The sequence below is a fragment of the Streptomyces cinereoruber genome, from assembly GCF_009299385.1.
GTDB classification, from domain to species: domain Bacteria; phylum Actinomycetota; class Actinomycetes; order Streptomycetales; family Streptomycetaceae; genus Streptomyces; species Streptomyces bikiniensis.
The window spans coordinates 167,356-179,492 of the sequence record NZ_CP023693.1 but is presented as its reverse complement, the minus strand read 5'-3'; the positions used below and the strand labels follow the sequence as shown (position 1 = coordinate 179,492).

The window sequence follows — 12,137 nt, the reverse complement described above, 5'->3', positions numbered from 1 at the left end:
CCCAAACGTTGCACCGCCCTTGTGCCGCGATCACGCCCGACCAGCTGCGCACCGTCCCACCAGCAGCCGGAGCACCCTCGCCCCACGCGTTACCTTCTCAGCGGAACGTCCTTGACCTCGCCTGCACCGGGCCGTCCGGCCTGGTAGACGACGGGCATCGTGAGCCGGTCGGACTACAGCGTGTCGCAGTGGGGGGCGAGCGCGGACGCGGTGAGACCGCTGGCGAGGTAGGTGTCGAGGGTGTGGAAGTCAACGGTCGACATGTGGGCTTCATGGTGTGAGTCGACGGGGAAGCGGTCGCCCAGGCGGCGGGGGAGCGCTACCAGGTCACCGGCCTCGGCGATGTTGGCCCAGTGCCGAATGCCCGGGGGGCGTGTTCCGTTGCCGGACGTGTCGGGCGCCGGATCCAGCATGTCGAAAACGGCCCCGGGTACTCCGAGCGGAGAGCCGACCGTGACCAGGACCTCGACTCCGAGACCGGGATGGGCGTGCAGGGCTTCGTAGGTGACGACCGACCCGAGAGAGTGGGCCACGACGACCTTCGCGCCGCTCTGCTCGATCGTCCGGGCGACTTCTTCCCGGGCCCGGCGCCGGCGGTCGGGGGAGGCGAGGTAGCTGTAGACCTCAGGCATGAGCGCCACCGCGATCCGGCCCAGGAACTGGGCGGTGATACCCCGCCTGCGTGCGACGAGGTCGATTGCCTGACGCACCGGCATACCGCCCCACGACTGGCCTTCCGCCGGATCGGTCGGCATGCCCACCACACGCAGCCATTCCACGGTCGCCTGCTGCTGGGCCGGGGAGAGCTGGTCGAGCCCGTCGACGGATCCCTGCCCCTCGGCTGCGCGCAGGGTATGGGCGTAGTAAGCGGCCGTGATCGCAGGAACCTTCAGGTGGTCCAGGCCGGCGTCCTTGTATCCGGCCGCCAGGTAATCCTGCCAGCGGCCGGCGAGCTTGGCCGCCGCTTGTTCCGGCGTCAGCCCCTTCTTGTAGTTGCGCACCCCATGGACGACCACAATGCGACCCATCAGCTTCCCGTTCTCCTGCTCAGTCTGTCTGGTCGGCCAGCTCCGACCAGGTGAAGAACGCCACCCGAGTGCCGAACCCGGCGAAGACGCCCGCCTCGCTGACGGCGATGATCCCAAGGCTGTCAGGGAAGACAATCTCTTCCTGTACTACGCCAGGATCCCGAGGATCCCAGACGCGGACACGATGGTCCTCACCCGAGGAAACCAGGAGAGGTACTTCGCCCCTCCTGACGAACGCCACGGACCACACGCCTTCCTTATGGGCTTGGAAGTGCGCCAGCTCCCGCCCGGTTTCCAGGCACAGCACCCCGATGAAACCGGCCTCGTCACCGCAGACGACGGCATCCTGGTCGCCCCACCGGCCGATCTCCAGGGCGGCCAGCTCTTGCGTGTCCTGGGCCAGGACACGCCTGACGCCGGTTGTGGAGTACACGGACAGGATCCTGTCAAATTCCCAATCCGAGCCGACGCTCCGAGACTTCGTAACAGCGACGGCCACGACGTCGTTGTTGCCGTCCCGCCTCCAGGCAGAGCAATCTGCCATGCCCACCCTGAGGTCCTTTTCTTTGTACAGCGTCCGTTCCGGCTCGTCTTCCTTCAAACCGATCGTGTAGATCTCAGCAAAGGTGTGTACGACGACTCTGGTGACCTTGCTCGTATCATCGACGAACAGCTGCTGAACCGTGTCACGTGGTGAAAACGATTTGCGGACCGGCCTCCCGCTGGCAGCATCCAGAAACTCGATCCTGCTCTTGCTGCCACGGCCCCGACTCAGGAAGATGACATTCCTCTTGCCCAGGCGCCCCACCTCGAGGGCGCTGACGCTCACGCCTTGCCGCACCCAGACCCTTCTGCCCGTCAGCGCATCCCAGACGATGAGAGTGCCCCCTTCGTCCACGCTGACAGCGGGAAGCCACCCGTGGCTGACCGCCCTGGCTACGGCGACGCACTCCACGAGGAAGTCATGCCTGGTGGTCGGCAGCAGTGATGTCTTGCCGCCGTGGACATGCTGGGAGAGCAGGACGGTCCTCACCCTTGAGGACGACCTGCTGGTCATCAGCCCCACCGCTGCCCAGCGTGTGCCGTCCGTGGCCAGGGCATCGACTCGATCAAGCCCTCGCGGCAGTCGGCACACACCATCAGGCCTCACCGGACCACTGTCGAGCGGCTGCACAAGGAGCTCGGTGCCCTGCTTGAAATACGCGAAGGACGGAATGCCGTCGTGAAGCGTCACCGCTCCGGAGGCGACCGTCTCGACGCCCTCCAGCAACCGTGAGTCCCCGGTTCGCAGATCCCACACCCGGTTGCCGTCCTCGGCGCCCGTGACGACGAACGGCCCGCCGTCACCGGTGAGGATCTGCAGGCTGGTGATGGGCTTTTGTCCTCCTGCCCATACGACGTGCTTCTTGCCCTCTGCGTCCCAGATGTGGACGGTGCCGTCGACAGCACCGGCCACATAGACTTCAGCCCCATCCAGTACGGTGGCGCCGACTGCGGTGCAGTCGTAGCCCTCGATGTCCATGTCGGGCTCGAACAGGTCTTCCACGTCCCCGTCGGCCTCCAGCCCAGACAGCCAGTCGGCGATCACGTCCAGGGAAGCAACCCTGGAGCCCTCCATGTCGTATGCGGTGACCTCGCCGCCACCGCAGACTACGACGAGCGCCCTGCCGTGCTGCACGACAATGCCGAGCGCAGAGAGGGGAGCCACGTCTGTCTCTATGGTGATCTCCACCTGCCCGGTGTTGACGTCCCACACCCTGACATGGCCGTCAGGCGTCCCCTCCGCTACGAGCGCGCCGAAGACCCCGTATGCGCCGCACAGCATGTCCGGCAGGGCGTCGTTCGGCATATGGAGAAAGAAGAGGAAAGCACCCATACGGACGTCCCACACCGCCAGTTGCCCAGCGTAGGTCTCGCCGGCAGCCAGCCATCGCTGCGAGCACCGCACGAGGACCGGGTCGACATTTCCCACATGGGCGAGCTCGGTGTTGTCGGGTGGTGCCTCGGCCGTGCCCCAAACGAACTCCAGCATTGCTGCCCGCGGACGCTGTGCTGTGGGCTCCTCCAGCGCGTCGAGCGCCTCGACGAGCCACCTCTCACCCCATACCGTCGCCGTGTTCCTGAGCCACTCGCGCCGCTGCCACGGTTCGTGTACGGCCGACAGCGCAGCACGGCTCATCAGGGTTGCGATCCGCCCGCGCACCGTGCGGCCTTGTGTGTGCTCCTGGAGCAACAGCGGGTCGCAGAACACGAGGTAAGAGGCGGACAGCAGCAGTTCATCGAGGGCTCGGGCATCCACGGCGTGCTGAGCGGCATGCCGCAGCACGTAGGGGAGGGCCAGCCCGAACCTGCGGGCGGTCACCTCGGCAGGGCCGGGAACCGTGTCGAGAACACGCGTGAAGATGTCCCTACGCTTCACTCGCTCGTGAGCGGTGCGCAGATGGTCTACAAGGCTCTGGTGGTAGAAGCGGTACAACCGCTGGCCGTCGGTATCGGTACTGAACCGCAGGTAGAACGATGCTGCGGACAGCGCTTTGCGTACATCGTCCAGGTCCGGCGCCTTGCAGTCCGGTGCCACGAATGCCCGCACAACGCTGTGTACCACTTCGAGCGGCATGCCCTGCCCGTATCCGTGGGCCACGGCCGCAAGCACGGCGGACATGGCGGGATGCTCCTGCTGCAGGACGTCCAGGTGCAGATCCAGCATCGCCGGCAGACTTGCCGGAACCTTCTTGACCACTTCCTCAACACTCGGGGCTGTTTCCTGATGGACGAGGTAGTGCGCGAACAGCGAGGCGAGCAGGAACGCTCCGGACCTGTGGCGCAACCCCAGCTGCTGTGCGACCGCACGGGCAGTGGCCTTGCGGACCTCGGCAGTGCCAGGCCCACTGTAGGTCCGAGACGTCTCCAGCACGTCGCAGACGTAGCCGGTCAGCTCTGCCGTCCGCTGCTCGGCCGAGATGCTGTCCAGATCAACCAGCAGCCCACTGGCTGACAGCTCCTTGATCAGGGAGACGTACTTTTTCCCCCATGGCAGGCTGTTGTCCAGACGGGCGAGCTGTTCGTTGTCGGCCAGGTCCTCGAGCAGTTCCGCATACCTGTCCCACCACGGCCGCGTTCCCACCAACACCCGGCACAGCACCAGGTCCCTGTGGGGATCCTCCTTGTCAAACCGCCGGCGTCCGCGCGACAGCTCTCTCAGTACCTCTACCAGTGCCGTGTCCAAGGACGCTTCGTCCAGGGCGTCCACCACGATGGTCACAGGGCGGCGGCAATGGTCAGTGATTCGGTTCAGCAGAGCCGTAGCGCTCCAGCCCCGCCCGGGGTCTGTCGCCAGCCCAAGCTGGGCGGCAATCGATGCCAGAACCTCGGAGGGCCCCCGCTGCCGGGCGTGAACCGCCACCAGATCGGGATCCAGCTCAGGCCTGACATCCCGCCCTACCGCGCCGGCAACCTGCCGGGACACCTCACGCAGCTGAGCGTGGGCCAGACAGGCCACCACACCGAGCAGCGCGGACTTTCCCGAGCCGGGGCTGCCGGTGACGATCATCAGGGTTTGCTCGCTGGGCCCTTCCAGCCACCGCTTGATGGCCCCCAGTTGTTCGTCGCGCCCGGTGAAGAAGCAGCCCTGCGCGATGTCCTGCTGCTGCGGGGTTCCCGACGCACGTGAGATGAAATGCAGCGGGTCGAGCGCGGGGTCCACCGCGGTCGCAAACTGCCACAGCCCCAGGTCGACAGTCTGGCGGAACTGACCGCCGGCCGTGGCCCGGTAGGAAGGGTTGAGAAGGAAGGGCGGCACCGGCGCACGGGCCTCCGGATGGGCCGTCCGCAGCACACTCTGCGACGGCAGGCCCTCAACAACCGCCGACCGGGCGAGCTCACGGTCGATCTCACGCGCCAGCGTCTCCACCGGTACATGCTCGACAGCGGGAGAGATGTCCAGCCGCCCCTCACGCAACCGCTCCAAAACCATGCCGGCTGCCACCGTGAACCGTGCCTGATACGTCTTCTCGTCAGGGGCGCACGCCGCGATCACCCAAGCACGCCGGTCCTCGGCCCTGATTCCGTCCAGGAGCTGCTGCACCACGGCCCTGCCCGCCCCGCACACATCCAACAAGAGCAATACCGGCGGTCCATCCTCCACCGCTTCGGCCTCAGCCAGCCACGTTCCGACTTGCGCAGCCGTCCATGGCAGATCCCTCCGCGTCGTCTCCCGCGATGCCAGGAACAACGTCTGACCGCCCGGTCCGGCCACCCCGTGCCCCGCGAAGTGCACGATGAGGGCCTCGGCGCCCGCACTCGCCTGGGCCTGCCGAAGAGCCCCTCTCCACAGACACGTGAGCGTGTCGGAGTCGGGATCAAGCGAGGCCTGACCGCCCAGCACGTTCAGCCCGGGTGTCTTGGCAAGCTGAACGGTCAAGCCGGCAACGGCCGGCGCCACAGAAGGAAGCCCCTCCAACGTGTTCGAAGGAGCCAGAGGATCTGCGTCATCATCCTCGTCATCCCCCTTGAAGTCACCCACACCGACAACAAGGACCTGCGTCACTCGCTACCTCCGCCTCCCCAAACCCCGAACTCAATCCTAGGATCCCGGCCGAAGGCTCCGAACCGACCCAGCCCCATCAGGAGGCCTGCCGCAGGAGACAGTAAGCCTCACGTCAGTGATGCACACCTGCGGGGGAGCGGCAGGCGGAATCTCACCCTGGCGTGTGACGACAGTTGGACACTGCGCAAAACGACACGATTGGCTAACCAGCCATGGAAACAGCCGGACCACGGCGAGCCAGCCGCTGGCAAAACGCTGTACGGCTGCTCCTGCTGATCGCGACCGCAGCCGAACCCGTCCCCATGGATGCCCGCGCGCCCGCAGACGCCGTCGGATGGGTTCGGACCCAGGTGCTCCTGCAAAAGCTCGACTTCTGGGTGCGCTGCCCCGACTTCCTGGCCTGGGAGCTGCTGACCGAGTTCGAGGCCTACCCCGACGACCCGGCCCTCTGGCGGCTGGCCCAGGACATCCTGTCCTCGGACGAGCCTGATGTGCGCCGCTACCCGATGCTGCGCCACCGCTTCGGCGCTTTCGAGCAGATGGACGAGGCACTGGGCATGCTGATCGAAAGGAGCATGGTGGCCAAACGGCACACTCCGCGAGGTGATCAGGTAGGCCAGCACGACTATTACCTGCGCGAACGAGGCCGGGAGGTAGCCGACACCATCGTGCGCGAGGAACCCCATCTGCACTGGTACGTCGACCGCACCAGAACAGTGGTAGGCCTCGTCAAAGGACTGGGGCCCAGCGCCGTCAAGTCTCGCCAGTACCTTCAGCGCGACTATGCCGACACCCCCATCGGCTCCTACATCGCATCCATCGCCGACCAGGCACGCGAGCGCCTGGAACAGTTGCGCCCACCCGGCGCGGTAAGGAGCCGGTGATGCAGCAGCAACAGCTCTTCTGCACGGACCAGCCTGCGGGCATGACCGCCCATGTGCCCACGCCTCGTCAACAACAGTGGGCAGCAGCGCTGGCCGCAGGGGTGCCAGCCCCCAGCGAAATCATCACCGCAGCAGCCGAATGCACCGGACACAGCAACGAAGAGGTAGAGGCTGTCCTGCGGCAGACAGGAGTGCAGCTGTCCAGCCCGCTGGCCGCAAGCAGGCACCTGCACCTGGGGCGGGTAAGCGTCGACGGCATCAAACCAGGCGGTGAAATCCTCACCTGGCACCAGGAGTTCACCATCGGAGTATGGGCGATCACCCACCCGGCCAACAACGTCGGAAAAACCAGCTGCCTGGAGTTCGCGGTCTGGCCGCTACGCGGCGCCCCGCGCCAGCTACCCGAAGACGTACGCACCTGGGTCCACCGCATCGAAGCAGACGTCAGTACCGGACACCGAGCACTGCGGATCGTGCTGGACACCGCCGACCCACGCAGGCCCCGCTGCACCATCCGGGCCTGCGCCACCCCAGAAGAACTCGACGACCTGCCCGACAACACCCAGCAACTGCTTGGCACCGCGACCGGCCAGGCTGAGATCACCGCACTCATCGACGCGGTGATGCGCGGCGACCTGGGACTGGAACCCACCATGGTGTGGGGTGAAACCGCCGGCGACGACGGCGAGGGCGCAGCCCATACACACGGCTGGGCATCCTACTTCGGCGCCCTCTATCTCAACCTGGGCGGAGCCAACCTGCTCTTCGGTGACGTCACCACGGCAGGCCTCCCCGGACAACTGCTAGAGCTGTTCATCGACGTCCCCTACACCGCCACCCTCTCCCGTGTGGAGGTGGCCATCCGGCAACGGGAGAAGCAGGACCGCCTAGCGCGGCGCCGGGCTGAAGAAACCGCCCGGACACGCAGTAATGAGCGCGCACAGTGGGAGCGGGAACTGCGCACACAGCGGCGAGCCGCCGCCGAACTGCGCCGCCAGGATCCCCTCATCCAGCTCGCCTCCCGACGGGACAAGCAGCAAGAAGCCACCCAGGCATGGAAGGCCGCCATCCGGCAGGTCGAGCGCGCCACCGAGGCCGCAGACCTGGCCAAGGAAACACGGCTCCACGCCAAGGCGCGTCACCTGGACGCACTGGAGACGCACCGAGCCCAACAGATCATGGGCTTGGCGGAGATCAACTGCTGCGGCCGCTGTCAGCGCGATCTGGGGCCCGAACGCAAAAAGAACGAGCTGACCGACGGCATCTGCCGCTCCTGCACCCGACCCCTACCCGAAGCAGACAACGCCGATCCCCGCGCGGTAGAAGCCGAACTGGCTGACCTCGCCCGACAGCTCGCCCGCGCTGAAGAGGACGAGAAGCAAGTCAGCAATGCCCTCACCCAGGCCCGGCGCAAGGAATTCCGCACCCGCCAAGCCCACCTCAAAGCCACCCAGCTCGTACAGCAGACCGCCAGCGCATCCCAGCTCCACACTCAACTGAGCCAGACAGAAAAAACGATCGCAACGCTGGAAGGCAAGCTCGAAGCAACAGGCCCTCAACCCTCCACCAGCGGCCATCACAACCCCGACGCCGCCATCCTGCAGTCCGTCCACAAGCAACTACTCCAATGCGTCGAACGCTCCGGCAGCGCCCTGTTTGCCGAGCTCGATCAAGAGATCCGAGACCTCGCCGCACGCTTCGGCGTAGCGAACCTGAACTCCGTCCAACTACACCGGACCGGACGCATCACCGCCGTCAAAGCGGGGGTGAGAATGTCCTTCAGCAGGCTTCCCCCAGGTGACCGGCTGCGCATGCGACTCGCCACCGTCATCGCGCTCCTACGCGTCGGCAGCCGGCGCGGCACCATCGGTCATCCCGGACTGCTACTCGTGGACGCCATCGGAACCGCGGAGACCACCATCGACGACGGGCGCCGACTGGTGAGTGAACTCCACGCAGTTGCCCAGGAGATGACCCGACTGCAGATCGTCCTCACTACCGCCCAGCCCGCCATGGTCGACGGCATCCTTCCCACAGAAAGGATCATCACCTCCCCCCACTCCCACCTCTTCTAGGTCGCTTCTTTCGGAACAGCCGGACGCCGCGAGCCCGGCAAGAGCCGGAACAGACGACCTAAAGGCTGTCCCGTAACTCCAGCTACCGCCTGCCAGTGTCCGGTTCGACCTGCATGGCCCGGTTCCAGATGAGGCCGCGAGTCGGGGCGCAGCCGGACAAACGGATCTGCCTGTGGTGACGCGCTGGCCTTCACCTTGAGTTACGGGACAGCCCTTAGCCCGCCCACCCCGTCAGCCCCATGCCACCCTTCCGAAGGCAGAAACCGTGTCGGCCGTAGAACACACACTTGCCGCATGGAGCCGCACAGCCACCGACATCCAACTGGAAAACGGACCCAGTCTGGACGACCTCGGCGGCCCGGCGGCCGTCGCCGCCGAAGCCGCCCACCTGGCCAGCGGGCCCCTCCTAGGCATCCTGGCCACAGCCACCGCGCACTCACTCACGGCCCACCCCGGACACACCTTCACCCCGATCACCCAGGCTCTCCAGCACGGGCTCGCCCACCCCCACAGCGCCTGGACCCTGGCTGAGACCCTCGACACCCTCTGCAACCACGCTGCCCTGCTGCAGGCCATGGAGCCCAAACGCCTCAGCCGCCTACTCGCCAGCCACGCAGAAGCCGCACTCAGCGCACAGGCCAACCCTCACCTCGCCCGGCCCGCACTGGCAGGGCTGCTCCACCTGGCCATCACCGGCCGCTGCAACCCTCACCAATTCCTGCTGATCCTGACCGACCTGGACGCCACGGAACCCTATGACGCCCTGGAAATGCTTCCCGTGCTTCTCGGCGTCGCCCACAGCCACTTCGACGACCCAGCCCTGCTGACAGCCCTGACCCGGCTCGAGAACCACGCAGCCCTCCCCGCCCCACTGCACGCCGACGTGTGCTTCGAACTCGCCATTGCCCAGATCAAGAAGGCCACCGAGGCCGCCGACGGCCCCCAGGCCCAAGCCTGCCTAGACCACGCTGTTCTGCGCCTACGCCACGTGATCGAACAGTCGGAAGCCCGACCCGACGCCAGGGCCTGGCTAGCCGCCACCCAGGCAGTGCTCACCTTCACCCCCAACCGCCCCCACCAGCTCGACACCGCCCTCCACCATCTGCAGCACGCCACCGCCCACCACCAGGCATGGACCGCCCGCCTCGGCGACATCCCCTGGCTCACCGCCCGCGGCACCGCCCAAGCCGCCTGGTTCCGGCTCACTGCCCGCCTCCATCGCGCCGCAGCCCACCTCGCAGAGCCCAGCTGGTACGAAGCCGCACGCACCCTCACCGACGTCCTCGACATCTACAGCGCCAGCCGCGCCGTACACACCTCGGGCCCGACCTCCGGTCTCCACGCCCTCATCCATCCCGTCGTCGTGGACGCCTTCACCCGTCACGCCGGCCTGCTCCACCACCTGCGCCAGGCCCTCAAGCACGACTTCGCCCACCACCCCGACGCCACCACCCTCCACCAAGCCGCAGAGGAAAGCATCAACAGCTTCGGAGCCCCTAGCCCCAAAACTCCGCCACCCAGCCTCGAACAAGACAACCCACTGCCTGGCTATCCGCAGCTACACGACCTGCTCACCAGCACGAACCCCGACCCGCTTCTCTTCGACAGCCTCGAACGCAACCTCATCCAGCGCCGGCAGGCCTCCGCCCGTCACGAAAGCCATCTCTTCGACAAACATCTCGATACCCTGCTCGGCCAGCTCAAGAAGCATCCTGCCTTCACCCATCCCACCGACGGCTACCTGGCCGGACTAGTCGAGCACTTCTTAAAGTTCCTCTACCTGCGTTTCGATGCCACGCCCAACCTCTACGGCGACAGCACCGCCTACCTCGGACCGCCCCCACCAGGCCACCCCACGCGATTCTGGCCCGAAAAAGCACTACAAGACGACTATCACCGCGACCTCGTCGCCGCCTTCCCCCAGGGCACCATCCATCGCGAACAGCCCGACCGCGGTGGCGGACGCAGCGACCTGGAGTACGAACCCCGGCCCGGCATGCGCTTCCCCATCGAAGTCAAACGCCGCACCACCCCCTTCACACACAGCGAAGTCCAGACCGCCTACCTCGCTCAGACCGCCACCTACACCGCAACCAGCGTGCCCTTCGCCCTGCTCCTCGTCGGCGACCACAGCAACCACAGCGGCGGCTCCTCCCATGTCAAAGACCGAGTCTGGACCACCCTGCATGCCCGCAGCCCCACCGAGCTCCCCCGCCTCATCATCATCGGAGTGCTGCCCATCGGCCGTGCCACACCCTCCCAAACCCGGTAATCCCTGCCGGGGGAGAGACGCCACAGGTCCTGACCGAATCTGTCGACAGCCACCTGCTCCCCGGGCCCTGACCAGCGTAGATGCTTACCAGCGGCGCGAACGGTGGCGATCGACCCCGCGAGGTTGAGGACACCGATCAGCTGACCACTGCAAGTTCACTGGCGTGCTCGACGCCGTCACCGAGACCGGCGCATCACGTGCGCCGAGGCGAGAAAGCACACCGACGGCGAGATCCCCCCCGGGAAGCCGTCGCACGTTGCACTGGGCGGGCGCTGCCAGACATGGAACGCCTTCAGGCATCCGTGGCGAGTCCAGGACTCGCGCAATGGCCAGCAGCGACCGGATCCGGTTTGGGGCCGTGTGCAAGACACACGGCCGGTGCGCGATGCCGTTGACCTTGACGGCAGGCACGTCGCCGGTGATGGCCAGGTTGCGAGTCCAGCGCAGACTGCCGAGACCGACCCGGCTGAGAGCGGCATGCGCTTCTGAAAGCACTGGGTGACCACCGATGCTGCTGTGGGAGAGAGGAGAATTCTGTCGAGCGCGGCTGCACAGACCAGACCTGAGGGGGGAGGATGAGGCTGCTGACACAGATCGGCTCAGATATGAGCTGAAGGGGAAGGGGGAGCGCGTGGGGCACAGATACGCTTCGTCGTTCACGTGCTTTGTGTGCGGCTCGCAGACGAAAACGTCCGCGAGCTGGCAGAAGATTTTCATCCATGCGGCACCGGGCCAGTCTGATACCTGCTGGGCATCCGGTATGACACCCGATGGAGTCCAGCGCCGTCTCACCAAGAGGACCGCAATCCAGCACAAGCTGGCGGGACCTCCCATGCAAATGCCCGCCTGGTTCCCCCGATGGGAAGAAGAGAGCTACCCGTCGATCGTTCTCTTCGCCCGGCGCCGCATGGGTTACTGGCTGCCGAGCGTCAGCGAAGCGGACCATGAGGAGATCATCAAGGAACTGCTCGCCAAGAACGTGCGCCCGACATGGGAGGGAGGGAAACACACGTGCTGGACTGTGTCCGACGATCACTTCCTCCAGCTCGTCGACATCCTCCTCAAACGCCATCGACGGGTATCAGTCGGACGTGAATACAACGCACTTGAGGCGTGCAACTGGCGGTGCCGGAACGCACAGACTCCGCGATGTACCTGCTCGTGCCAGGCCAGAAACCATGCTCATGGCGACTGGATGAACGGGTGGAACATCCTGTTCGAAGACAACCGGTTCATGGACGGAAGGAGTTGGAGCTGGATGGCAGTTGAGAAGGAAGCCGCCGGCCGAGACTGACCAACCCCCGCCCACGCCTCTGCCTCACCTGGGCCTTT

Annotated in this window: 6 protein-coding genes; 4 read left to right on the top strand and 2 right to left on the bottom strand. The window is 66.2% G+C overall.

Annotation, left to right across the window (positions count from 1 at the left end; translation table 11 throughout):
• Positions 1 to 173 precede the first annotated feature (173 nt).
• Together CP977_RS00885 and CP977_RS00880 are read right to left on the bottom strand one after the other, a co-directional pair.
• Positions 174 to 1,028 (bottom strand): serine peptidase, encoded by an 855-nt coding sequence (locus CP977_RS00885; RefSeq protein WP_152369417.1) that lies wholly within the window; start codon positions 1,026 to 1,028, stop codon positions 174 to 176.
• 19 nt (positions 1,029 to 1,047) lie between these two features.
• Positions 1,048 to 5,574, bottom strand: a complete 4,527-nt coding sequence (locus tag CP977_RS00880) for an AAA family ATPase (protein WP_152369416.1) — start codon at positions 5,572 to 5,574, stop codon at positions 1,048 to 1,050.
• A gap of 212 nt (positions 5,575 to 5,786) precedes the next feature.
• On the opposite strand from CP977_RS00880, the gene CP977_RS00875 reads away from it, so the two are divergent.
• The 4 genes from CP977_RS00875 to CP977_RS00860 all read left to right on the top strand — a co-directional run bounded on the left by CP977_RS00875 (position 5,787) and on the right by CP977_RS00860 (position 12,099).
• Positions 5,787 to 6,458 carry a hypothetical protein gene (locus tag CP977_RS00875; RefSeq protein WP_152369415.1) on the top strand — a complete coding sequence of 224 codons (672 nt, stop codon included), beginning with the start codon at positions 5,787 to 5,789 and terminating at the stop codon, positions 6,456 to 6,458.
• The gene (locus CP977_RS00870; protein WP_152369414.1) at positions 6,458 to 8,533 is read left to right on the top strand and encodes a hypothetical protein; all 2,076 of its coding nucleotides are present in this window, start codon (positions 6,458 to 6,460) and stop codon (positions 8,531 to 8,533) included. Before CP977_RS00875 ends, CP977_RS00870 begins: the two co-directional genes overlap by 1 nt.
• Positions 8,534 to 8,798: 265 nt before the next feature.
• Positions 8,799 to 10,805, top strand: a complete 2,007-nt coding sequence (locus CP977_RS35165) for a hypothetical protein (protein WP_152369413.1) — start codon at positions 8,799 to 8,801, stop codon at positions 10,803 to 10,805.
• Between the two features lie 631 nt (positions 10,806 to 11,436).
• Entirely contained in the window at positions 11,437 to 12,099 is a 663-nt protein-coding gene (locus tag CP977_RS00860) for a hypothetical protein (RefSeq protein WP_152369412.1), read from the top strand.
• Positions 12,100 to 12,137: the final 38 nt, after the last annotated feature.